Here is a 22,945-nt window from a genome sequence, read left to right as displayed (position 1 = left end):
TGGGCTGGCGCGAGGATAAGTCCACTGTCAGTGTCTGCCGCGAGCGCTCTCACCACTCGACGAAACTCCCGTCGTCGTACCGCCGGACCGGCGGTCGCCAGTCGCTTCCCGTGCCGGCGTGGTCCCGGACGCCCGCCTCGTTCACGTCGACGCCGAGGCCGGGCCGATCGGGGAGGGTGACCCGCCCGTTCTCGCTGCGCAGTTCGTCGGCGTTGTCGACGTAGGCGTCGACGTAGTGCTCGCCCAGGTCGGGCTGCGTGACGGCGTTCGAGAGGTGGTGGCTGAGCTGCGTGCTGGCCGCGTGGGCGATCGGCCCGACCGAGCAACTCGGCATCACCCGCGCCCCGTAGGTCTCGGCCATCGACGCGATCTTCGCGATCTCGGTGATCCCGCCCGCGTGACTGATGTCGGGCTGGACGATGTCGACCCGCCCCGCTTCGAGGTGCGGACGGAACTCCCAGCGCGAGTAGAGCCGCTCGCCGAACGCCACCGGAACGTCGTGGGTGGCCGACCGATCCAGCGTCCGCAGGTGCTCGGGCCGGACGGGCTCCTCGACGAACGCGGGGTCGTCCGCCGCGAGCCGGGCGCACACCCGCGGGGCCATGCTCGCCGAGACGTGGCCGTGGAGGTCGATCCCGATGTCGACCGCCCGTCCGACCGCGTCGCGAGCGAGCGACAGGTGCTCACAGATCGCGTCGACGTCGGCCCCCGACTCCAGCGGTGCGGTCTGGTAGGTCGTCAGTAGCTTGAGCGTCTCGTAGCCCGCCTCGACGGCGTCGGTCGCCAGCTCGGGGATCCTGTCGACGCGCTCCGGGACGAGCTTCTTGTAGACCGGGACGTGCTCGCGCGTGGAACCGCCCAGCAGGTCGGCGACCGACCGATCCGTCCGCTTGCCCTCGATGTCCCACAGCGCCTGGTCGATCCCGGCGATCGCCGACATGAGCACGGGGCCGCCGCGGTAGAAGCCGCCGCGATACATCGTCTGCCAGTGGTCCTCGATCCGGCCCGCCGCCTCGCCCAGCAGGTACCCCTCCAGTAGCTCCTCGACGGCGGTGCGGACGGTCGCGGCACGCCCTTCGAGGATGGGTTCGCCCCAGCCCGCCGTCCCGTCGGCCGTTTCGAGCTTCAGGAACAGCCAGCGCGGCGGCACCTCGAACAGTTCGTAGTCGACGATCCGGGTCATGTCCCTCATCGACGGCCGGCGGTGTTAAGGGTTGTCGACGGACGGGACGCGTCGACTCCGCGGAAGCGAACGTTCATGTGGCACTCTCTCGGTAGATGCGCGTATGAACGCTGTCACAGTTCGGAGGGAGACGCGGTGAGCAAAGTCGCCAGGCTGATCGACGAGTGGGAACTCGACGGCGTCGGCCAGCAACTCGAAGAGTACTGGCTGGGGACCGGTGACGAACAGTACAGCCTCCGGGAGCTGGCGGACTGGTTCAACCAGCGGCTGCTGGCGGCCGCCCACGACCGGGCCGACGAAGCCTACGTCGACGGGGAGATCGAGAACACCTACGAACTCCTCACCGACGACGACGTGGGGACCGGGACGCGAGCGGAGGTCGAGACGCGCCTCGAACAGCGCGGTATCGATCTCGAATCGCTCCGCGCGTCGTTCGTCTCCCACCAGAGCATCTACACCTACCTCACCGACGAGCGGGGCGTCTCCAAGCCCAGCGAGGAGCGGTCCGACAGCTCCCAGATCGAGAAGACCGCGGAGTCGATCAGGCGACTCGTCAGCCGGACCCAGGCCGTCGTCCGCAACAACCTCGAAAGCCTCCACAACACCGACCGCATCACCATCGGGAACTTCAGCGTCTTCGTCGACGTACAGGTGTTCTGCCAGGACTGTGGGACCCAGTACAGCGCCGACGAACTGCTCACGAACGGCGGCTGTGACTGTCAGGACGAGCCCGAGACCTGATACTGCCGGCTGTGACTTCGTTCAGATATTCGCCACCCCTGGGTGGCGAAATCCGTGACAGATGTACAGCCGGCAGTATGCGCCGCCAGTCACTCGCTGACCAGCGGGAACGAGGCCAGCCGAGCGGCGGCGATCGCGGTCAGGCCCTTCGCGGTCGCTGAGTCGCCGCTCCGGCGGGCGTGTGCGGTCTCCAGTCCGACCTCGTCGGCGATCGGGACGAGCCGGATCGTCGTCCCCTCCGGCGTCGTCTCACAGAGGAGATATGACTGCGGGAACGAGCAGGTCGTCGGCGCGGCGATCTCTCGCAGTCCGCGGTACTCGCCGGTCGCGGGCAGGTGATAGTGGCCGGTGAGGAGGAGCTGTGCCCCGCCCTCGGCGAGTGTCTCGGCCAGCGGGTCCGCGTCGGCCATCGCCGGGATCTCGACCATCTCGGGCTCGATCTCCCGGTGGGCGTCGATCTGGTCGCTCACCGACGGGAGGTTGTGGTGGAGGAGGACCACGGGCGTCTCCGCCTCGGCCAGGGTCTCGGCGAGCCAGTCCAGCGTCGCCTCGGTGACCCGTCCCTCGTGGCTCTCGTACAGCCGGTCCGCCGTGCCGGCAGTGTTGAGGCCGATCACGTCCAGACCGCCGACCTCGACGTAGTACGGGAGTTCGCCGGGGCCGTAGCGGTCGGCGAACGCCTCGACGGAGAGAGGGTCGTGTTCGTCTCTGGTCTTCGGTACGTCGTGATTGCCGGGGACGGCATAGAAGGGCGCGTCCAGCTCGGACAGTGCCCGGTCGACGGCGTCGTAGTTCCAGGGCTCGCCGTCTTTCGTCAGGTCGCCCGGCGAGAGGACGGCGTCGACGGCGCGGCGGCCGATGTCCGCGACGGCCGCTTCCAGGTGGTCGAGCGTGTGTTCGAACAGCTTCGACGTGCCCGCTTCGCGCGTCGAGACGTGTGGGTCGGCCAGGACCGCGAAGCGCGTGTGGTCCCCGCGCGGCTCGTCCAGTCGGGCCACGACCGGCCCGGCGTCGTCGAACTCGGTCATACGTCCTCCGGAAAGAAGTGGTCGGCGTCGTCGTGGCGGAACGTCGCCAAGTGGGTACCGTCGACCAGCTGGACGTGGGAGTACATCTCGCCGCGGTCCCGCGCCACGGCGGCCAGCTCACCGGCCGTCGCGAGGTCGATCGCGCCGACCAGCAACACCGCCAGATCGCGGTCCCGATCGGTCAGTCGCGTCACCGCGTACAGGTCCGAGCCGTCCCGGTGCGTGAACAGTTCGTAGCCGTCGAACTCGCCCTCGGCGACGGCCGAGCGAACGTCGTCGGCGACCTCGCCCTGGGCCAGGTAGACGAACCCGAACCGATCGGTCTCACCGTGTGACGGCGGCTCCGGTGCGACGTGGGCCGCGCGGACAGTCTCGACGGACCACCCCTCGGACCGGAGCTCGTCGGCCATCTCCGTGGCGGTCTCCAGGGTTCGACCCCACTCGTTGGCGTTCTCCGACATCGGTTCTCGTTTCCCGTGGCTGTACAAGTACGTTTCCACTACCGGCTACTTTGGTAACTCTATATAGAATCTGGCTATCAATGGAAATCTATAAGGAAATATAGGTTGATAATAGCAACACAATTACCTACGGGTTAGACAGATGGACGTGATGCCTGAGGATACGACGCGGCGAGGCTTTCTGACGGTTGCTGGTGCCGGTGCAGCCACAGCGCTCGCAGGTTGTTCCAGTGGCCCGTCCGAAGAGTCCACCGCGACGGACGAACCGACCGACAGCACGGACGACGGCGGCGACGAGTCCGCCGAGCCCTCCGACGCTTCCGACGACAGCACGTCGTCGGTGAGCAACACGCTCCAGATGATGTCTCCGGGGCCAGTTCAGACGCTCGACCCGATCAACGCCAAGGGGTCGGGCGTCGGGTTCAACCAGTACGGCAGCTCCCTGCTCGACTTCCCGAACGGGGAGTACCCGCCGGAAGGTGCGGTCATCGAGGACTACTCGATGTCCGACGACGGGCTGACATACACCTTCCAGCTCAAACAGGGCGTCTCCTTCCACGACGGGACCGAACTCACCGCCGAGGACGTGGCCTACTCGTTCCGTCGTCTCGCCGGCTCCGAGAACTCTCGGAACCGCGACGACATCATCGGCGAGACGATGACGATCGACCACGAGAAGGACGCGTCCCGGACCGAGCCCGCGGACGAGGAGACCCTGACCGACTACGTCCCCGGCTCGCTCGCGGTCGACGCCGTCGACGACTACACGTTCGAGTTCACCCTCGCCTCGCCGTTCCAGTACACCCTCTCACAGATCGCCGGAGGCACGTTCGCGATCCTCCCCGCCGGCTCGGTCGGCGACGTCGACGGGTACGACGGGGAGTACGAGTACAACGAGTTCTTCAGTACGGCGGGCGACGGCCCCGCCTACGCCGGCCTCGGTCCGTTCGAAGTCGACGAGTGGAACAAGGGCGACGCGCTCCGCCTGACGGCCTTCGACGACTACTACGGCGAGGGTCCGGAACTCGACGGCGTCACGATCACCGTCGTCGAGAGCGCCAACACGCGCTTTAGCCGCTTCCAGAACGGGAACGCCGACCTCATGCAAGAGGACATCTCGACCGCCGCGTTCAACCCCGACAGCGTCTCCATCGAGGAGACCAGCGGGAGCCGATCGGTCGGGACCTACACCTTCGACGACGGCACGACGGTCAACTACGGCGAGATTCCGGCGCTCCGAACCGAGTACATCGTGTTCAACTGTCTGGAGGTCCCGCTCCCGGTCCGGCGCGCGTTCGCCTACGCGATGAACCAGGACGAGATCGCGAAGAACGTCTACAAGGGCACCGGACAGCCGGCCTACCACATGACGCCGCCGGCGGCGTACCCGACCTTCGAGGACGGCGTCGGCAGCGCCGAGACGTACGACCGCCACGCCGAGAACGGCTATCAGTCGGTCACCGAGTTCGGGGCCGACGGCTACCCGTACGGCTACGGCGAGACGCTACTGGACGAGGCCCGGTCGGTGATGGAGCAGGCGGGCTACGGCGAGAACGACCGCTACGAGATCACCGCGACGACGATCGCGGGCGACAGCGCCTACGGCTCCGTGTTCACCCGCCTCCAGTCGAAGCTCCGGTCGGCCTACATCGACATGAGCATCGAGGAGTCCCAGTTCGGGACGATCATCAGCCGCGCGATCAACGGCGACATGGAAGTGTTCGGCCTCGGCGACGGGATGGAGTACCCCGGCCCACAGAACTTCCTGCGATTCCTCTGGGGGAACAACCCCGGCTCGCAGTTCACCCGCTGGGGAGCCGAGGGCAGCTTCTACACCGAGGAGTACCGCCAGACCGCGATGGACGCCTGGGAGAACAAGTACCAGCCCGACGACTCGACCCAGCAGTCTCGCAACGAGGCCTTCCAGACCGTCGAGGAGATGAACTGGGCCTCCGTCCAGGAACTCCCGACGGTCAACCCCGTCGCACAGCGGTTCTGGCAGGAGTACGTCGACGTCGAGATGCACGGCGTCATGGGCAACCAGACGTTCGATCAGGTCACGAAAGGCGAGTAACCGACTGCTCTCATACATGTATCTTCGAGGATATGGTTTCGTTCGGGCGATGGGGTACCGCGGCCGGGGTGAACGACCGTGAGCCGACTCCGATACATCGCCAAACGGGTGGCGCTGTCCGTCCCGGTCGTCTGGCTCGGGACGACGATGACGTGGGCGATCATCTATCTGGGGCCGATCGATCCGGCGACGCGACTGCTCAGTGAGGGCCAGACACAGAACCCGGCGGCCTACGAGGCCGCACGGACCCAGCTCGGGCTCGATCAGCCCCCGCTCCAGCACTACTTCGACTGGATGGGGAGTCTGCTGACGTTCGATCTGGGGCAGACGTGGCTGTTGTACCAGGGCTCGGACGTGAACGCCCTGATTCTCGATTTCCTGCCTCGGACGCTGTGGCTCGGGTTCTGGTCGGTCCTGATCGCAGTGTGTATCGGCGTTCCGCTCGGCTTCTACGCGGGGATGCGCTCGAACACGGCGTCTGACTACGTCGCATCGATGGGCGGGATCGTCTGGCGCGCCATGCCGAACTTCTGGCTCGGGATCATGCTGCTGGCCGTGCTCGGCAGTTCACAGGCGATCTTCGGCTTCGACTGGCAGTCGCTGTGGATCGAACTCGACGCTCTGACCGGCAGTCCCGACCTCTCGCGGCTCCACACCGTCGAGGGCTTCCTCGCGGCGACGAAGAAGGTGCTCCCGGCGGCGATCGTCCTCGGCTCGGCCTCGATGGGCAACGAGATGCGGATCGGCCGCACGGCCGTCCTCGAGGTGCGCAACGAGGACTACGTCGATCTCGCGAGAGCCAAGGGCGTCTCCGAACGGGCGCTGGTCTGGAAGCACATCTTCCGGAACGCCCTGATTCCGCTGGTCCCGATCATCACCAGCGAGGCGTTCCTGTTGATCGGCGGCAGCGTCCTCGTCGAGACCGTCTTCAGCATCAACGGGATCGGGCTCCTCTTTTTCAACGCCGCGACACAGGGAGACCTCCCGCTGGTCGGGACGCTGATGTACGTGTTCATCCTGTTGATCGTCGGCGTCAACCTCCTGCAGGACGTGCTGTACACGGTGATCGATCCGCGGGTCGGACTGGAGGGGGCCTGAGATGGCGGGCGCACACGGGCCGTCTTCGGACGCCGCCGACGACGAGGTCACGCCGGAGACGGCGTCGACGATCCTGCCGACCGAGTCGCCGACGCTCGTCTGGGTCGGTCTGGGCGCTGGACTGCTCGCGTTCGAAGTCGGTGCGCTCGCGACGTTCCTCGTGGCAATCCTGAGTGACACACTGGCGGCCGCGTCCCTCCCCGGCGTCGGCTTCGTCGAGGGGATCGAGGCCGCGGCCCGCCAGCTCCCGACGCTGCTGTCCCGCGAGACCGTCCCCAACGAGGGGTACTGGAACGGCCAGCGGTGGGTCGGGACGTTCCTCGGGCTCCGGCCGGAGGTCGCCTGGGGGATTCGCGTCGCCCTGGTCTACCTCTACGCGCTCGCGGTCGCGGGCTGGGCGGTGCTCGGCTACCGGCTCTACCGCCGCGAGTACCGGGCGGCCGACTGGACGCCCCGAGACGACGTGATCGATCGGTTCCGCAACCACGGCTGGGGGCTGTTCGGACTGGCGGTCGTGTTCATGTTCGTCGTCATGGCGGTGTTCGCCCCCGCGCTCGGACCGACGACCGTCGACAAGAACATGCGCAACTCCTACGACAACGAACTCACCTACTGGGACGCCGAGACCGACTCCGTCGAGACGATCCTCGTCGGCGAGGCCAACCTCGCGTCCCAGTCTCGGGGCGACGGCGAGGAACGCGTCGGACCGATGGAGTACGACGACTTCGGGCGCTTCCACCCGTTCGGGACGCTCCCGACCGGGCGAGACCTCTTTACGTTTATCGCCGTCGGGTCGCGCATCTCGCTGGTGATCGGCCTGCTGTCGGTCGGGCTCAGCGTCGGCGTCGCCACGTCGCTGGCGCTGATCGGCGCGTACTACAAGGGCCGTGTCGACCTCGGGATGGTGCTCGTCTCCGACGGGGTGATGGCGATGCCGCAGTTGCTGTTGTTGATCATGCTCACGACGGTGCTCAAAGACACCTGGGTGGCGGGGCTGTACAGCGGTGCCTTCTTACTGGCGCTGATCTTCGCGTTCACGGGCTGGACGTACATGTGGCGCTCGCTGCGCGGACCCGCACTACAGGTCTCGGAACGACAGTGGATCGACGCGGCAAAGAGCTTCGGGCAGCGCCCCCGCACGATCATGCGCCAGCACATGTTGCCCTACATCACGGGCTACCTGCTGATCTACGGGTCGATGACGCTTGGCGGGGCGATCATCGCCATCGCCGGGCTCTCCTTCCTGGGACTCGGCGTCTCCCCGCCGACCCCGGAGTGGGGTCGCGCGGTCAACCTCGGCCAGGAGTACGTCGACACCGGCTCGTGGCACATCTCGCTGATTCCGGGGCTGCTCATCACGCTGGTGGTCACGGGCTTCAACGCGCTGGGCGACGGGATCCGTGACGCCATCGACCCCCGTTCGGACGCCGCCGGATCGGACGCCGACGACGGGGCCGCCGCCGGTCGAGGTGGCGGCGCGTGAGCGACGAGCCACTGCTGTCGGTGCGGGACCTCGAAGTCGTGTTCCACACCGAGCGCGAGCGGATCCACGCCGTCGACGGCGTGACCTTCGAGATCCGCGAGGGTCAGACGGTCGGCCTCGTCGGCGAGTCGGGGTCGGGCAAGTCCGTCACCGCCCGGTCGATCCTCGGACTCGTCGACGAACCCGGCCGGATCGAGGGCGGCGAGATCCTGTACCGCGGCGAGGACCTCACCGAGGACAACTGGGCGGACCACCGCGGCGACATCGCGATCGTCTTCCAGGACCCGACAAACTCGCTGAACCCCGTCTACACGATCGGCAACCAGATCGAGGAGGCCCTGCGCATCCACCAGGACCTGCGCGGCCGGGCAGCGACCGACCGCGCCATCGAGTTGCTGGAGGACGTGGGGATTCCTGACGCACCGCGACGCGTCGACGAGTACCCCCACCAGCTCTCGGGCGGGATGGCCCAGCGGGCCGTCATCGCGATGGCGCTGGCCTGTGACCCGGACCTGCTCGTCTGCGACGAGCCGACGACGGCACTGGACGTGACGATCCAGGCCCAGATCCTCGACCTGCTCGCGGAGCTACAGGCAGAGCAGGACCTCGCGATCCTCTTTATCACCCACGACATGGGCGTCATCGAGGACGCGACCGACTGGGTCAACGTCATCTACGCGGGCGAGGTCGTCGAGCGTGCGCCCACCGAGGCGCTGTTCGACCACCCGGCCCACCCCTACACGCGGGCGCTCCTGGAGAGCATTCCGGGGCGGACGGACCCGGACGAGCGCCTCCCCACCATCGAGGGAGAGGTACCGACGCCGACGGGACCGGCGACCGACTGCCGGTTCGCGCCCCGGTGTCCCGAGGCCTTCGAGGACTGTCGCTCCGTGGCCCCCGAGCACGTCTCGCTCGACGGGGATCGGTCGGCAGCGTGTCTCCTCCACGATCCGGCCCGCAGCGACGGGGGTGAGCGACAGTGACGGCCCGCGAAGACCCCGTCGTCTCGGTCCAGTCGCTGAAGACCTACTACCACGACGACAGCATCGTCGGCGCGAAACCCCCGGTGAGAGCTGTCGACGGCGTCGACCTCGACATCCGCGAAGGCGAGACGGTCGGTCTCGTCGGCGAGTCCGGCAGCGGGAAGACGACGCTCGGGCGGACGATCATCGGGCTCGCGGACGCGACCGACGGCGTCGTCGAGGCCGACGGACAGGACGTGACCGAGTTCGACGCCGAACAGGCTCGCGACTGGCAGCGCCGCGTCGGTATGGTGTTTCAGGATCCCGAGGAGAGTCTCAACGACCGAATGACGATCGGCGAGATCGTCCAGGAACCCCTGAAGGCACACGACTGGCCGGTCCTGACTGTCGCCGTCGAGGGCGATGCGACGGTCCGGGGCAGTGGTGTCAGACCGGCCGAGCCGGACGAGACGGTCGATCTCACGGTCGGCCTCGACGGCGACGTGACGGTTCGGGACGAACTACCGCTGTCGGCCGATGCGGTCACCGCCGCCGTCGACCGGAGCGGCGACGCGCCGACGGTCGACGTCACCGTCGAGAAGTCACGAGCGGAGATCCGGCGCGATCGCGCCTTCGACCTCCTCGACCGGGTCGGGCTCTCCGAGCAGCACTTCTACCGGTACCCCCACCAGTTCTCCGGGGGGCAGCGCCAGCGCATCGGCATCGCCCGCGCGCTCGCGCTCGAACCGGAGTTCGTCGTCCTCGACGAACCGGTGTCGGCACTGGACGTGTCAGTCCAGGCCCGGATCATCAACCTCCTCGAAGACCTGCAAGACGAGATGGGGCTGACCTACCTCTTTATCGCCCACGACCTCTCGATCGTGCGCCACATCGCCGACCGCGTCGCCGTGATGTACCTCGGCAACGTCGTCGAACTGGGGCCCACGGAGTCGGTCTACGCCGATCCCCACCACCCCTACACCGTCTCCTTGCTGTCGGCCATTCCGGGGAGTGGTTCCCCGTGGACCGGCGAGCGAATCACGCTGCGCGGCTCGCCGCCGAACCCCCGGGATCCGCCCGCCGGCTGTCCGTTCGCGACGCGGTGTCCGGCGAAGATCCGGCCCGACGACTACGACCTGCCCGAGCGGACCTGGCGCGCCCTGGACGAACTCCGCGTCGTCTTCCGGACGCGAGCCCGCGCCGAGGCGTCCGCGGCCGAGACGATCAAGCGACTGATCGGGCTCGACGTGGCCGGTCAGGACCTCCGAGAGACCGTCTCCGATCTGCTGGCGGACCACGACCTCCCACCGGCGGCCCAGTCGACCGTCGACGCGGCGGTGGAGCTGGCTGCCGGCGGCGACGACGACGCGGCGGCCGAACAGCTCCGAGAAGCCTTCGGGTCGCGGTGTGACCGCGAACACCCCGAGCCCTACGACGGCGGCGAGGATCGAACGAGCCAGTGTCTCCGCCAGGAGGCGGAGTACGACGGCGTCGCCGAGACGATCCGCGCCCGCCAGGAGGACGAGCCGTGAGCGATCCGGACGCCCTCGCGCTCCGGGCCGCTCGGGCGGGTGCCGAGCGCGCACACGACCTCTTTCGCCGCGACCTCGCCGTCGAGACGAAGTCGGGCAAGACCGACGTGGTGACTCGCGCCGACCGCGAGGCACAGGCGGCCGTCGCGGCGGTCGTCGACGAGGCGGACGCCGACGCGACGCTCGTCGGCGAAGAGTCGGGGGCGGCGAAGTCCGTCCCCGAGACCGGCCGCGCGTGGGTCGTCGATCCGATCGACGGGACCCACAACTACGTCCGGGGCGGGCGCTGTTTCACGACGAGCGTCTCTCTCGTCGCGGACGGCGAACCAGTCGCCGCGGCCAACGTCCTCCCGGCGATGGACGACACCTACCGGACCGTCGACGGCGGCGTCGCACTGAACGGGACTCGGGTCGCGACGAGCGACCGGACCGACCCCGAGCGGGCGATCGTCTGCCCGACGATCTGGTGGCCGATGGACCGCCGCGAGGAGTACGCCCGCGCGACGCGAGCCATCGTCGAGCGGTTCGGCGACCTGAAGCGCCCGGGCTCGGCACAGGCCGCGCTCGGGCGGGTCGCGGCCGGCGAGCTCGACGGCGTGATCACGAACGTCGAGACGAACCCCTGGGACACGATCGCCGGGGTCCACCTCGTCCGCGAGGCCGGCGGGCGCGTCACCGACCTCGGCGGCGACCGCTGGACCCACGACGCGCGCGGAGTGGTCGCGTCGAACGGCCCGCTCCACGACGCGGTGCTCGACGCCGCACGGGCGATCGACGGGGCGTAGCGCCTCGTCGCGGACCTACCCCTCGACGGCACTCGTTCTATCGGTGGTTCGCAGTCCGAGCGCCAGCCGACAGCCGACGGTGCCGAGGACGGCGACGACCGCTCGCCCGCCGAATCCGAGCGACACGCCCGCCAGCGTCGCGAGCGTGTTCGTCAGCGAGAAGAGGACGACGACGGGCAACACCCAGCTGACCGTCAGCAGCCACGGCACCGCGAGCGCGTCGAACCGACCGGCTCCGGCGCGAAACTCCGCGAGCGCCTCGCCACGCAGGAGCCAGGCGACGATCGCGAGAAAGGCGAACAGGCCCACGGTCAACAGCAGATCCGCGAGCGTTCCGGAGACGAACTCGAAGATCGAGCTGGCCAGCGCCAGCCCGCTGCCGGTGGCCGCCAGCAGTGCCGTGATCAGGGCTGTCGCCCGGCGTCGCGGGACGCCGACGGTGTCGACGAGGGTCGCGACCGGCGTCTCCAGCAGGCTGATTGCGCTCGTCACGGCGGCCATCAGCACGGCCGCGAAGAAGGCCGTCGCGACGAGTGTGCCACCGGGCAGCGACGCGAACGCTCGCGCGAGCGCGACGAACAGCGCACCCGGACCGCCCTGTCCGGGATCGATCCCCTGCGAGAACAGCAGCGGGATGACGACCAGTCCCGCGAGGACGCCGATGACCGTGTTCGAGATCGCGATGACGAGCGTGTCACGCGGGAGCGACGCGTCCTCGTCCAGATACGAGGCGTAGGTCAACATGACGCCCGCACCCAGCGAGAGGGTAAACAGCGCCTGTCCGGCCGCCGGTCCGAGCACGCGAAGGAAGTTCGCCGCCAGGTAGTCGGCGTCGAACCCGAGGTAGAAGGCGTAGCCGTCGGCGGTGCCGGGCTGTGTCGCCGTCCACGCCGCGAGGCCGACGAGCAACAGGACGACGCCGGGGAGCATCACCTTCGAGACGCGCTCGATGCCGCCGCTCACGCCGAAGAAGACGATCCCGGCGACGATCCCCAGAAAGAGCAGGTGGAACCCGACGGCTTCGAGGCCGTAGTTGACCGCCCCGAAGTACTGCTGGGGCTGGTCGAAGTACGCCCCCGTCGGCGACACCAGGAGATAGCGGAGGATCCACCCGCCGACCACCGAGTAGAACGAGAGGATCACGAGCGTCGTGAGGACGTTGAACCCACCGAGTACGGACCCCCAGCGCGAGCCGGTCAGCGACCGGAGCGCGCCGACGGGGGTCTGTCGACCCAGTCGGCCGAGGACGAACTCCGCGAGCAGTCCCGGCACGCCGACGCCGACGACGATGAGCAGGTAGACGAGGAGGAACGCGCTCCCGCCGTTGCCGGCCGTCAGCCACGGGAACCGCCAGAGGTTCCCCAGCCCGGCCGCACTGCCGACGGAGGCGAGCACGAATCCGACGTTCGATACCCACGAGTCACGTGTAGCCATTCGTGTACAGATCTGTCTATCGGGGAAGTAAAGCGGTGTTGGTTCGGCGCGTGCCCGGCCCAGAGACTGTCGCCAGGTGACGTACCCGTGATATCCGGACCGAGCGAACAGACGCTCGATCTGACATCCCCGGCGGCGACGCCGTGGAGCGGTCGCCGTGATGTTTTATACCACTCTGCGCACTTTCACCCACTGTGTCACGCGACCGACTCCGAGACGCCGCCCTGGGACTGCTCGCGGTCGTCGCAGTCGCACTGACCGCTCGGACCCTCCCCACGGCCCGCCAGCGAGAGCCCGGCGGCGACGGGGCGGGCGGAGCGGGGATCGGCGAGGGCGGCGGCATTCCCGCACGCTCGACCGAGCCGCTTCCCCAGTTGCTCGACGTGCCCCTGCTCGCGGAGCTGATCGCGCTCCTCGCCGTCCTGTTCGCACTGGTCGCTCTCTGGGGGCTGTACCGGCACTGGCGATCGCTCTTCCGGGTCGCCGTCCCGGTCCTCGTTCTCTCGCTGGTACTGGCTGTCCTGCTACAGGGCGTCCCCTTCGATCCCCTCCCGAAGCCGTCCAGCAGCGGCGTCCCCGGCACCGACAACGTCAGCGTGGGTGCGGGCGGCGGCGGCTCCACGGAGACGGAGCCGTCGGTGCTGTCGATCGCACTCGTGGCGGTGATCGCTGTCGCGGTGGTCGGGATCGCCGTCGCCGCGAACCGACGACCGGCCGACCGCGACGACCGGACCGACCCGGACGACGACGAGACGAGGGCGGCCGTCGCGGTCGGGCGGGCCGCCGGTCGAGCGGCGGACCGCATCGAGGAGACGACCGCGGTGGACAACGAGGTCTACCGCGCCTTCCGCGAGATGACGGCCCGGCTCGACGTGGCCGACCCGGAGACGACGACGGCCCGCGAGTTCGAGCGCGTCGCCGTCGAGTCGGGGCTGAGCGCCGACGACGTGGCGGCCCTGACCGACCTCTTCGAGCGGGCCCGGTACGACGACGGGGAGATCGACGGGGACGACGAACGGCGGGCGGTCGAACTGCTGCGCCGGATCGAGTCCCGGTACGCGGAGGGCGAGCCGTGAGCCGCGGGCGTCTCCTCGCGGCCGTCGGGCTCGTGGCCTTCGCGGTCGGCGTCGGAGCGCTCGCCGCGCCGGGGCTGTTCGGGCTCGGCGTCCAGCGCTACGCCGTCGTCGCGATCGGTCTGCTGGCGGCCGCCGCGGCGATTCGCGTCGTGCAGGGACGCCGCCACAGCCCCAGACGGCGCGCCGAGACGGCGACGCCCGAGGAACCGCCCGCTGTCGCGTCGCCGGGCGAAGAGCTGGACGCCGTGCTGGCGGCGTTCGACCCCACGCACTACGGGACGGCCGACCGCCGCCGGAAGCAACTCCGGCGCGTGGCCACTGAAGTGCTGACGCGCTACCGGGGCGACAATGAAGCGACGGCCCGCGAGGCGATCGAGCGGGGCACCTGGACCGACGATCCAGTCGCCGCCGAGTTCCTCGCAGACGAGCGCTCGCGGCTCCCGCTCACCGACCGACTCCGCACGCGCCTGGGCGGGCAGTCGGCCTACTGGCAGGGCATCGAGCGCACCGCCCGCGCGATCGCCGAGACGGCCGGCGTCGACACCGACGACCGCGACGGCTCCCCCCTGCCGGGACTGGACAGGGTCGTCGGATCGCTCGACGGCCGGGACGCGGGGCTCGACCGGGCCAGCGCCGTCGCGGATCCGACACCGACGACGCGCTCGACGGGACACTGGCGAGGGATCAGCGCGGCCGCGCTGGCGGCGCTCGGCGTCGGCGTGCTCGCCGAGCGAGCGGGCGTCGTCCTCGTCGCCGTCGTCGGGATCGCCTACGCGGCCGCCGCCCGCCAGCGGACGCTCTCCGCGCCGACGCTCTCGGTCGAGCGCACCGTCGAGCCGGCGGATCCGGAGCCCGACGAGCCCGTCACGGTGACGCTGACCGTCACCAACGAGGGCAAGCGCCCGGTGTGGGATCTGCGCCTCGTCGACGGCGTTCCGCCCGCCCTCTCCGTGGTCGAGGGGTCCCCGCGGCTCGGGACGGCGCTGTGGCCGGGGGCCAGTGCGACGGTCACCTACGAGGTGGCGGCCGAGCGCGGTCGCCACGAGTTCGGTCCCTCGCAGGTCCTCGTCCGAACGCTGTCGGGCAGCGTCGAACGCGAACAGGCCGTCGAGCCCGCGACGACGACGGAAATCACCTGCGTCCCGCCGCTCCGGCCGATCGACGAACCGGTGCCGCTGCGCCGCCAGCCCACTCGCCACACCGGGCGCGTCGAGACCGCCACCGGCGGCGAGGGCGTCGAGTTCTTCGCAACGCGCGCGTACCGCTCGGGGGACCCGCTGTCGCGGATCGACTGGAACCGTCACGCCAGAACCGGTGAGCTGGCGACCCTGGAGTTTCGCGAGGAGCGATCCGCGACGGTGGTGCTGGTGATCGACCGCGACGAGGCGGCCGCGGTCGGTCCCTCACAGCGGGGCCAGACCGCCGTCCAGCGCTCCGTCGACGCCGCGAGCCGACTGTTCGCGACGCTGCTCGACGACGGCAACCGCGTCGGCATCGCCGCGCTCGGGGCTCGCGACTGCTGGCTCGCGCCGGGTGCGGGCGACGCTCACCGCGTTCGGGGCCGGGAGCTGCTCGCGACCCATCCCGCGCTCGCTCCCGGCGAGACGCCCGAGAGCGTCTTGCCGTTCGGCTGGCTCGCCGCCCTGCGGAGCCAACTGCCCGGCGACGCGCAGGTCGTCCTGTTCTCGCCGCTGTGCTCGCCCGCCGTCGCCACCGTCGCCCGCCAGCTCGACGCCGGGGGCCACCTCGTGACCGTCGTCAGCCCGGACCCGACGACGACGGCCTCCGGGGCCGGCCAGCTCGCGACGGTGGCGCGGCGCTTCCGGATCGCCGACCTCCGGGCCGCCGGGATCCCCGTCGTCGACTGGCCGTGGGCGCAGTCGCTGCCGGTGGCCCTGGCCCGGACGAGGTGGTCGCAATGACCGGGATCGACCGATCGCCGACCCGGACCGGCAGCGCGCTCGCGGTGCTCGCCGCCCTCGTCGCGCTCGCGGCCGCCGGGGCCGTCTCGTGGATCGCGCTCGCCGTGGGTGGCGTCGGCGTCGGACTGGTCCTCGCGGGCGTCGCCCTCGCACGACACGACGCCGTCTCGACCGGGGCCGCGGCGCTGTTCGTCGGCGTCCTCGCGGCCGGCGTCCAGGGCGCACCGGTGACGGCGCTGCTCGTCGGTGCCGTCGCGACGGTCCTGGCCTGGGACAGCGCCGGGACGGCGATCGACCTGGGGGCACAGCTCGGTCGGTCGGCCACGACGGCCCGGATCGAACTCGTCCACGCCGGTGGGACGGCGCTGGTCGGCGGCCTCGCCGCGGCCATCGGCTGGTCGATCTACCAGCTCGGTCTCGGAAGCCAACCCCTGACGGTCCCCGTCTTCCTGCTCGTCGCGGCGCTGTGTCTGGCGGGTGCGCTGGCGGCGCGGGGCGGGTGAGTGGGTCCGGTCTACTCCGACCGCGGTTCGGCGTCGATCGACGGATCGTGCCGGTGACACTGGACCGGCCGCCCGGCGACGGTGACCGTCTCCGGGACCTGCTGCTCGCAGACGCTGGGGAGGACGGCCGCCAGTCGCTCGGCCGCCCGGTCGAGGTCGCCGTCCGCGAGCGCGGCCACGGCGTCGTCGACCCCCTCGGCGATCGCCTCGTCGTCGATCGCCCCCGGTAGGTCGAAGACCGACCGAATCGTCGCCCGGTCGGGCGGGTCGGCGAGGTCGATCGCCGCCGGAAGCTCGCCCGTCTGGACGGTAAAGCGGAAGCTCGCCAGCCGCTCCCACGTCGCCGCCGAGAGCGCGTCTGGGCCGATGACGGCGGGACAGCGCGTGTGGAAGCGACAGCCACTCGGCGGGTCAGCGGGATCGGGAATCGTGTCCGTGAGCGGACGGACGAGCGAGCGATCCGACGGATCGAGGCTGGGCTCGGAGCCCAGCAGGACCTCCGTGTAGGGATGAGCGGGCGAGTCGAGCACTTCGTCGGTAGGTCCTCGCTCGACGATCTCGCCGAGGTACATCACCGCGACGCGATCACAGAACCGTCGGACGACGTCGATGTCGTGGCTGACAAAGAGTAGCGACACGTCGAACTCTCGGCGGACCGCTTCGAGCAGCGCGAGGATGTCCGACTTGACCCGCGCGTCCAGCGCGCTGGTGGGCTCGTCGGCCACGACCAGGTCCGGGTCGACGACCAGCGCGCGGGCGATCGCGAGGCGCTGTTTCTCCCCGTCCGAGAACTCGTGGGGGTAGCGGTCGGTGTCCGCGGCGTCGAGGCCGACTCGCTCCAGCAGGTCCTCGACGATCGCCCGTCGCCGGTCGCCGTCGTCCATGCCGTTGAGCGCGAGCGGCTCCGCGACCGCCTCCCCGACCCGGATGCGTGGGTTGAACGCCTCGTTGGGGTCCTGTACGACGAGCTGGACGCGGCGGCGGAACGACCGCCGTTCCGCATCGGAGAGCTCGCTAATCGGGTCGCCGTCGAAGCGGACGGTGCCGTCGGTCCGCTCTTCGAGCCCCAGCAGGGTGTGAGCGAGCGTCGTCTTGCCGCTGCCGGACTCGCCGACCAGCCCGAACGCCTCGCCCTCGCGGATCTCGAAGCTCACGCCGTCGACGGCCCTGACGCGTCCGACCTCGCGGCGGAGCCACCCCTCGGTGATCGGGTAGTGGCGTTCCAGTTCCTCGACCGCGAGCAGCGGCTCGTCCCCGGTGTCGGGTCGCTCAGTCATCGTCGTCCCCCGTCGCGCTCTGCTGGACGGCACGGCCCGCGGATCGGATCTGCTCGGCGTCGTAGCCGTCGCCGTAGTAGACACACGAAGCGGCGTGGTCGTCGCTGCTCGCGCCGTCGCTCACCGCGTGGAATCCGGGCTGTTCACCGCCGGCACACGACTGGACGGCGTGGGGACACTCCGCGCGGAAGCGACAGCCGTCGGCGGGCAACTCGTCTCGCGACGGCCGTTCGGCGAGTCGCGTCGTCCCGTCGTAGCTGTCGAACAGCGCCTGCGTGTACGGGTGGGCCGGCCGGTCGAACACCGCTTCGACGGGGCCGCGCTCGACGATCGTCCCGCCGAACATCACGAGCACGCGATCGGCCAGCGCGGCGACGACGCGCAGATCGTGGGTGATCAACAGCAGCGCCATCCCGTCGTCAAGCAGCCCCCGAAGCAGGTCGATCAGGCGGGCTTGCACGGTCACGTCGACCGCCGTCGTCGGCTCGTCGGCGATCAGCAGGTCCGGCTCCGCGGCCAGCGCGATCGCGACGGCGACGCGCTGGGCCATCCCGCCGGAGAACTCGTGGGGGTAGTCGTCGACGCGCTGGGCCGCCCGAGGGATGCCGACGCGCCCCAGGAGGTCGATCGCCCGCTCTCGTGCCGTCGCCTCCTCGAACGCTCGATGGATCGTGATCGCCTCGACGAGCTGGTCGCCGACCGAGTAGACGGGGTCGAGGGCGTGCTGGGGGTTCTGGAAGACGTGGCCGATCCGCGCGCCCCGAATCGACGACTGATCGGTGTCGTCGGCCCGGAGGTCGATTCCGTCGAAGGTAACAGAGCCGTCGACGATCTCTGCGGGGGGCCGTGGGACGATGCCGGTCAGGGACTCGCAGGTGACGCTCTTGCCGCTGCCGGACTCGCCGACGAGACAGACCGCCTCGCCGCGGTCGACGGCGAAGCTCACGCCGTCGACGGCACGGACGGTCCCGTGATCGGCGTGGATGTGCGTTCGGAGGTCCTCGACCGCGAGCAGCGGCTCCGTCGGTGGATCGGAGTGGTCGCCCGACATCTCAGTGCTCACCTCGCGGATCCAGCACGTCGCGGAGCCCGTCGCCGACGAGCTTCAGGGAGACGACGGTCGCGGCCAGCGCGACCGCGGGGACCGTCGAGACCCACCACACCTGGTGGGCCGTCCCGCGGTCCGGACTCAGCCCCTCGGCGATGGTCGAGCCCCAGGAGTACAGCTCCACGTCGGAGAAGCCGAGGAAGGCGACCCCGGCCTCTGCGACGATGAGTAGCGCGACGAGGTGGACGACGGCGGGCACGAGCGTGTTCGTGACGTTCGGGAGGACGTGCCGCCGGGCGACGTACCAGTCGGACGCGCCGAGGCTGCGCGCGACGACGACGTAGCCGTCCTCGCGGCGCTGGAGCACTTCGCTGCGCACCAGCCGCGCGACCGGCCCCCAGCTCAACAGCCCGAACGTCGCCAGCAGGAGCGCGAGCGACGCGCCGACGTACATGTAGCCGACGAAGTAGAGGAAGATCGCCGGGATGCAAAGCTGTACGTCGACGTAGGTCCGTAACACGTCGTCGAGGCGGCCGCCACGGAAACCCGCCGTGACCCCGACCGCGGTCGCCAGCGGGACGACGAACGCCAGGGCGAACACGACGACGTAGGTGGCGACGCGTGCGCCCGACACCAGCAGGGATCCGACGAGCTGGCCGCGACCGTTGGTCCCCAGCGGTGCCTGGAGCGACCCCTCGCAGTACCGCTGGATCCCCGCTCCCTGTCGGATCTCGCCGGCACAGTTCGGGCTCCAGCCGGCGTCGGCTGCAAAGCCCAGCGGCGGCTGGTAGGCGTATCCGAAGTTGAGGTCCGGTCGGCCCAGTACGAGCGGCAGGACGGTGCCGACGACGAAGAGACCGCCGAGGAAGCAAAGCGCCGCGACCAGCACCGGCCGATCTCGTATCGCGCTGGCGACGCGCAGGGTCGCCTCGCGGTTCCCCACCGCGGGGACGACGCCGTAGGCGGTCAGTACGACCAGGCCGGCCATCACGGCCCAGTCGACCGGCGTCACGGCCCAGTCGGCGACGAGGTAGACGTGGGCCACGTACCGGTCGTACAGCCAGAGGGCTGCGACGACCAGGAGCCCGACGGCGAGGATCGTTCGCTCTGGGGTGACGGTACGTCCTGTGGCGTCGACCGCTGACCAGTCGACGCGCTCGAACCGGTGACGATCGGAGGGCGCTGCCATGGAGGGTTGTGTCAACGCGTACCAGCCACTCTGATAAATCTATCCGTTCCTTCGAGGGCACACCCTCTCCGTGAGTGGTTTTTTTACACCTGACGCCAAAACGGCCTCTCGATGCCCTCCACAAACGCCCCTCGGACGGCCGATCGCGCTCGCTCCCGGCGTCGAACCGACCCGCGGACGCACCTGGAGTCGCCATGAAGTTCCTCCGCGTCGTCGCCTGGCGTGTCGCTCTCGGTGGGGTGGCGGCCTGGGCGGTCCTGACGGCGGTGTTCGGACTGTTTACGCTCACCGAAGACTGGGTGTTACAGCGCCAGGTCGGCGCGCTCCGGTGGGCCGGCGAGGAGGAGGACGCCATCGCGGCCGTCCGCGATCAGTACCTCGGGACCCGCGGGCTGGATCGCCCGCTCGTCGTCCAGTATCTCGACTGGCTGGGCAACATGGTGACACTCGACTGGGGGCGCTCGTTCGTCACGGGCGATCCCGTCTTCGGGACCGTCCTCGCGGCGGCGGGACGGACGGCGATGTACGTGCTCCCGGCCCTCGGACTCGCCGTGGCCGTCGGTGTCGCCGTCGGGCTCTACGTCGCGTTGCGCCCCGACAGCCGCCTCGGGAGCGCCGGGCTCGGGACGATCTACCTCGCCTTCGCGGTCCCGAACTTCTGGCTCGGGGGACTGCTGGTGTCGATGGCGCGGGCCGGCGTGATCTCGCGGCCACCGATCGTCTTCGAGCATCTGCTGCCGATCGTCCTCACCGCGACGACGCTGCTGGGCGGTGTCGTCAGCTACGCCCGCGCTCACGCCGCCGAGTACGCCTCGGCCGACTTCGTCCGCCTCCTGCGGGCCAAAGGTGCCGGCTCCCGTCGCGTCGCGACCCACGTCCTCCGGAACGCGGCGGTGCCGATCTTCTCGCTCGTGTTCACCGAGGCGCTGGCGCTGCTCGTGCTCGCCGTGTTCGTCGTCGAGGTACTCTTCGGGATCGACGGCTTCGGTTCCCTGCTCTTCCGGTCCGTCGACCAGCGCGATCTCCCGGTGTTGCTGGGCGGGACGCTCGTCATCATCGCGGTCGGCGTCGTCGGCAACGTCGTGCAAGACCTCTCCTACGGCGTGCTCGATCCCCGGATCGACGATTCGGGGCGGTGAGCGCTGCAACGCTTATGCATCTCCCAGCCCCACGTTCGGGTATGGAGACACGCCCGCTCGGTGACACCGGTCAGGACAGCACCGTCGTGACCTTCGGGACGATCGCGCTCAACTGGCTCGAACAGGAGGGCGCGGATCAGCTGGTCGAACACGTGCTCGACTACGGCGTCAATCACTTCGACGTGGCACCGACCTACGGCGACGCGGAGCTGAAGCTCGGCCCGAAGCTCCGCCAGCACCGCGAGGAGATCTTCCTCGGGTGCAAGACCCAGCAACGCGACTACGAGGGTGCCTGGGGGATGCTCGAACGGTCGCTGGACCGCCTCGGCGTCGACTCCATCGACCTCTACCAGGTCCACGGGCTGGAGTACGACGACGAACTCGACGAGATCACCGGCGACGACGGCGCGCTGCGGGCCTTCCGCGAGGCCCGAGCGGAGGGCCTGATCGACCACATCGGGCTGACCAGTCACAGCGAGCCGGCGCTCGTCCTCGACGCGATCGATCGCATCGACGATCTCGACTCGCTGATGTTCCCGCTGAACCCGGTCGTCGCCGCGAAAGACGACGGCGACCACGACTACGAGGCGGTGCTCGATCGGGCCCACGCGGCCGACATCGGGACGCTCGGCATCAAGGCCTTCGCCGCCGGCTCCTGGCCCGACACCGACGACCTTCCCGAAGCAGATCGCCCGTTCGCGAACTGGTACCGACCGGTCACGGCTCCCGACGAGATCCGGCGACGGTTCGACTTCGCGGCCTCACAGGGGCTCACCAGCGTTGTCAGTGTGGGCGACCCCAAGCTCGTGACGATGATCCTCGAAGCCGCCGCCGACTACGAGGAGATGGACGAGGCCGCCCAGCGCTCGCTGATCGAGCGGGTCCGCCACGACGACAGCCCGGTCCCCGAACAGCTCCACCACTGAATGGCTGTCCCCAGCACGGTCACTACCGCCCTCGCGGACCGCCCGGTGGAGGGCCGACGCTGTCTGGAGGCCGGTGCCGGCGTCGGCAACGCGACCGCTGGCCTCCTCGATGCCGGTGCCGAGCGGGTCTACGCCGTCACGAACGACCGGGCACACGCCCGGACGACCCGCGAACGGGTGGCCGACGACGACACGCGCTCGGACCGACTGGCCGTCCTCGAATCGGACCTGCGAACGCTGGCGCTGTCCGACGACTCGATCGAGCTGATCACGGCCCACGGACTCTGTAACGTCCTCGATCCCGCCGCGCTGTCGGCGGTCGCGGCGACCTTTCGCCGCGTCGCAGCGCCGGGCTGTCACCTCGTGATCGACGACTACGCTCCGTTGCCCGCGACAGCCTCGGTTAGAGAGCTGTTCGCCGTCGAGAACGCCGCCGCGGAGCTTGCGACCGGCGGGCCGGCGCTGACGTTCTACCCGCCCGACGCGATCAGACGCTGCTTCGTCGGTGGTGGGTGGTCCTTCGACCGCGAGCGGACGCTGCTTGACCCGGTCCCCTGGACCGCGGATCACCTGTCGGCCCACGCTGCGGCGGCCCGCGATCACGCGGCGGGCTGTCCGGGTGATCTCGGCGACCGGCTGGCAACGCGTGCCGACCGACTCGCGACGGCGATCGGCTCAGAGTCGGCCGGTCGGATGTACAGCCTCGCGTTTCGGTTGTCGGCGTGACGCACGGCCCCAATATATCAAAAGTAAATACTACTACGAAAAAGAACTGTTCTGGACAGGACGACACTCAGAACGGATGCCAGCCATTCGAGCCCCGTCGTGGTACTCCGCCTCCGTCTGGCGACTTGACAGCGCGAAATCGGCCATGAGATCGTCTCTCCGGGGGGTCAGTGCGCGTTATGGTACGGCGCTCGTCACTGCGGACGCTCCGCGGCTCGACGACGGCTGGTGGTGGGACAGGACGGAGGTATACGGCCCGAAACCCCCTGTCGAAACTGTATCCGCCACGACGGCAGTGACGGCGTAGCGTTCGCCGTCGCCGGACCGCATCGATCGATAGCTGACTACAAGAATTCCG

20 protein-coding genes are annotated in these 22,945 nt (G+C 69.7%); 13 read left to right on the top strand and 7 right to left on the bottom strand.

The window, feature by feature from the left end; genetic code table 11:
- Positions 1-49 precede the first annotated feature (49 nt).
- Positions 50-1,183 (bottom strand): galactonate dehydratase, encoded by a 1,134-nt coding sequence (dgoD, locus tag HALKA_RS0101290; protein WP_018256294.1) that lies wholly within the window; start codon positions 1,181-1,183, stop codon positions 50-52.
- A 135-nt stretch (positions 1,184-1,318) separates the two neighbouring features.
- On the opposite strand from dgoD, the gene rdfA reads away from it, so the two are divergent.
- On the top strand, positions 1,319-1,924 hold the full coding sequence (gene rdfA, locus HALKA_RS0101285) for a rod-determining factor RdfA (protein ID WP_012807650.1): 606 nt from the start codon (positions 1,319-1,321) through the stop codon (positions 1,922-1,924).
- 89 nt (positions 1,925-2,013) lie between these two features.
- Here rdfA and HALKA_RS0101280 read toward each other — a convergent pair whose 3' ends face one another.
- Both HALKA_RS0101280 and HALKA_RS0101275 read right to left on the bottom strand, forming a co-directional pair.
- Positions 2,014-2,952 (bottom strand): metallophosphoesterase family protein, encoded by a 939-nt coding sequence (locus HALKA_RS0101280; protein WP_018256293.1) that lies wholly within the window; start codon positions 2,950-2,952, stop codon positions 2,014-2,016.
- The gene (locus HALKA_RS0101275) at positions 2,949-3,413 is read right to left on the bottom strand and encodes a DUF7529 family protein (protein WP_044956586.1); all 465 of its coding nucleotides are present in this window, start codon (positions 3,411-3,413) and stop codon (positions 2,949-2,951) included. The genes HALKA_RS0101280 and HALKA_RS0101275 overlap by 4 nt, the downstream gene beginning before the upstream one ends.
- A gap of 151 nt (positions 3,414-3,564) precedes the next feature.
- On the opposite strand from HALKA_RS0101275, the gene HALKA_RS0101270 reads away from it, so the two are divergent.
- The 6 genes from HALKA_RS0101270 (at position 3,565) to HALKA_RS0101245 (ending at position 11,347) form a co-directional block, all read left to right on the top strand.
- Positions 3,565-5,487, top strand: coding sequence for an ABC transporter substrate-binding protein (locus HALKA_RS0101270; RefSeq protein ID WP_044956585.1), 1,923 nt, complete (start codon positions 3,565-3,567; stop codon positions 5,485-5,487).
- A 78-nt stretch (positions 5,488-5,565) separates the two neighbouring features.
- Positions 5,566-6,585 (top strand): ABC transporter permease, encoded by a 1,020-nt coding sequence (locus HALKA_RS0101265; protein ID WP_012807646.1) that lies wholly within the window; start codon positions 5,566-5,568, stop codon positions 6,583-6,585.
- Position 6,586: 1 nt separating this feature from the next.
- Positions 6,587-8,068, top strand: a complete 1,482-nt coding sequence (locus tag HALKA_RS0101260; RefSeq protein WP_018256290.1) for an ABC transporter permease — start codon at positions 6,587-6,589, stop codon at positions 8,066-8,068.
- Complete coding sequence (locus HALKA_RS0101255) at positions 8,065-9,051, top strand: ABC transporter ATP-binding protein (RefSeq protein ID WP_018256289.1); 987 nt, start codon at positions 8,065-8,067, stop codon at positions 9,049-9,051. Before HALKA_RS0101260 ends, HALKA_RS0101255 begins: the two co-directional genes overlap by 4 nt.
- The gene (locus tag HALKA_RS0101250; RefSeq protein WP_018256288.1) at positions 9,048-10,562 is read left to right on the top strand and encodes an ABC transporter ATP-binding protein; all 1,515 of its coding nucleotides are present in this window, start codon (positions 9,048-9,050) and stop codon (positions 10,560-10,562) included. Before HALKA_RS0101255 ends, HALKA_RS0101250 begins: the two co-directional genes overlap by 4 nt.
- Positions 10,559-11,347, top strand: a complete 789-nt coding sequence (locus HALKA_RS0101245) for an inositol monophosphatase family protein (protein WP_018256287.1) — start codon at positions 10,559-10,561, stop codon at positions 11,345-11,347. The genes HALKA_RS0101250 and HALKA_RS0101245 overlap by 4 nt, the downstream gene beginning before the upstream one ends.
- Positions 11,348-11,362: 15 nt before the next feature.
- Here the strand turns inward: HALKA_RS0101245 and HALKA_RS0101240 are convergent, their stop codons facing one another.
- Entirely contained in the window at positions 11,363-12,781 is a 1,419-nt protein-coding gene (locus HALKA_RS0101240; protein WP_018256286.1) for a sodium-dependent transporter, read from the bottom strand.
- Between the two features lie 194 nt (positions 12,782-12,975).
- Between HALKA_RS0101240 and HALKA_RS0101235 the strand changes: the two genes are divergently transcribed.
- Genes HALKA_RS0101235 through HALKA_RS0101225 form a run of 3 tightly spaced genes read left to right on the top strand, consistent with a single transcriptional unit; the run spans position 12,976 to position 16,282 of the window.
- Entirely contained in the window at positions 12,976-13,857 is an 882-nt protein-coding gene (locus HALKA_RS0101235) for a DUF4129 domain-containing protein (protein ID WP_018256285.1), read from the top strand.
- On the top strand, positions 13,854-15,779 hold the full coding sequence (locus HALKA_RS0101230; protein ID WP_018256284.1) for a DUF58 domain-containing protein: 1,926 nt from the start codon (positions 13,854-13,856) through the stop codon (positions 15,777-15,779). Before HALKA_RS0101235 ends, HALKA_RS0101230 begins: the two co-directional genes overlap by 4 nt.
- Complete coding sequence (locus HALKA_RS0101225; RefSeq protein ID WP_018256283.1) at positions 15,776-16,282, top strand: DUF7519 family protein; 507 nt, start codon at positions 15,776-15,778, stop codon at positions 16,280-16,282. The genes HALKA_RS0101230 and HALKA_RS0101225 overlap by 4 nt, the downstream gene beginning before the upstream one ends.
- A gap of 11 nt (positions 16,283-16,293) precedes the next feature.
- Here HALKA_RS0101225 and HALKA_RS0101220 read toward each other — a convergent pair whose 3' ends face one another.
- The 3 genes from HALKA_RS0101220 to HALKA_RS0101210 are packed head-to-tail and all read right to left on the bottom strand — an operon-like array spanning position 16,294 to position 19,796.
- The gene (locus tag HALKA_RS0101220; RefSeq protein WP_018256282.1) at positions 16,294-17,559 is read right to left on the bottom strand and encodes an oligopeptide/dipeptide ABC transporter ATP-binding protein; all 1,266 of its coding nucleotides are present in this window, start codon (positions 17,557-17,559) and stop codon (positions 16,294-16,296) included.
- Positions 17,552-18,610, bottom strand: coding sequence for an ABC transporter ATP-binding protein (locus HALKA_RS18920; protein ID WP_018256281.1), 1,059 nt, complete (start codon positions 18,608-18,610; stop codon positions 17,552-17,554). The genes HALKA_RS0101220 and HALKA_RS18920 overlap by 8 nt, the downstream gene beginning before the upstream one ends.
- A gap of 1 nt (position 18,611) precedes the next feature.
- Positions 18,612-19,796: an ABC transporter permease gene (locus tag HALKA_RS0101210; protein ID WP_018256280.1), complete on the bottom strand. Its 1,185-nt coding sequence runs from the start codon at positions 19,794-19,796 to the stop codon at positions 18,612-18,614.
- A 194-nt stretch (positions 19,797-19,990) separates the two neighbouring features.
- On the opposite strand from HALKA_RS0101210, the gene HALKA_RS0101205 reads away from it, so the two are divergent.
- Genes HALKA_RS0101205 through HALKA_RS0101195 form a run of 3 tightly spaced genes read left to right on the top strand, consistent with a single transcriptional unit; the run spans position 19,991 to position 22,587 of the window.
- Positions 19,991-20,935: an ABC transporter permease gene (locus HALKA_RS0101205; protein ID WP_018256279.1), complete on the top strand. Its 945-nt coding sequence runs from the start codon at positions 19,991-19,993 to the stop codon at positions 20,933-20,935.
- Between the two features lie 41 nt (positions 20,936-20,976).
- Complete coding sequence (locus HALKA_RS0101200) at positions 20,977-21,861, top strand: aldo/keto reductase (RefSeq protein ID WP_018256278.1); 885 nt, start codon at positions 20,977-20,979, stop codon at positions 21,859-21,861.
- Positions 21,862-22,587 carry a class I SAM-dependent methyltransferase gene (locus HALKA_RS0101195; protein WP_018256277.1) on the top strand — a complete coding sequence of 242 codons (726 nt, stop codon included), beginning with the start codon at positions 21,862-21,864 and terminating at the stop codon, positions 22,585-22,587.
- The last annotated feature ends 358 nt before the right edge of the window (positions 22,588-22,945 follow it).

The organism is Halomicrobium katesii DSM 19301, assembly GCF_000379085.1.
Lineage (GTDB): Archaea > Halobacteriota > Halobacteria > Halobacteriales > Haloarculaceae > Halomicrobium > Halomicrobium katesii.
This window is presented reverse-complemented; position numbering and strand designations above follow the sequence as displayed.

Bases quoted from the DNA above. Each gene is read 5' to 3' on its own strand.
- dgoD (WP_018256294.1), bottom strand. From the start codon at position 1,183: ATGACCCGGATCGTCGACTACGAACTGTTCGAGGTGCCGCCGCGCTGG.
- HALKA_RS0101270 (WP_044956585.1), top strand. From the start codon at position 3,565: ATGCCTGAGGATACGACGCGGCGAGGCTTTCTGACGGTTGCTGGTGCC.
- HALKA_RS0101200 (WP_018256278.1), top strand. From the start codon at position 20,977: ATGGAGACACGCCCGCTCGGTGACACCGGTCAGGACAGCACCGTCGTG.
- HALKA_RS0101275 (WP_044956586.1), bottom strand. From the start codon at position 3,413: ATGTCGGAGAACGCCAACGAGTGGGGTCGAACCCTGGAGACCGCCACG.
- HALKA_RS0101205 (WP_018256279.1), top strand. From the start codon at position 19,991: ATGAAGTTCCTCCGCGTCGTCGCCTGGCGTGTCGCTCTCGGTGGGGTG.
- HALKA_RS0101195 (WP_018256277.1), top strand. From the start codon at position 21,862: ATGGCTGTCCCCAGCACGGTCACTACCGCCCTCGCGGACCGCCCGGTG.
- HALKA_RS0101225 (WP_018256283.1), top strand. From the start codon at position 15,776: ATGACCGGGATCGACCGATCGCCGACCCGGACCGGCAGCGCGCTCGCG.
- HALKA_RS0101220 (WP_018256282.1), bottom strand. From the start codon at position 17,559: ATGACTGAGCGACCCGACACCGGGGACGAGCCGCTGCTCGCGGTCGAG.
- HALKA_RS0101280 (WP_018256293.1), bottom strand. From the start codon at position 2,952: ATGACCGAGTTCGACGACGCCGGGCCGGTCGTGGCCCGACTGGACGAG.
- HALKA_RS0101240 (WP_018256286.1), bottom strand. From the start codon at position 12,781: ATGGCTACACGTGACTCGTGGGTATCGAACGTCGGATTCGTGCTCGCC.
- HALKA_RS0101210 (WP_018256280.1), bottom strand. From the start codon at position 19,796: ATGGCAGCGCCCTCCGATCGTCACCGGTTCGAGCGCGTCGACTGGTCA.
- HALKA_RS18920 (WP_018256281.1), bottom strand. From the start codon at position 18,610: ATGTCGGGCGACCACTCCGATCCACCGACGGAGCCGCTGCTCGCGGTC.
- HALKA_RS0101260 (WP_018256290.1), top strand. From the start codon at position 6,587: ATGGCGGGCGCACACGGGCCGTCTTCGGACGCCGCCGACGACGAGGTC.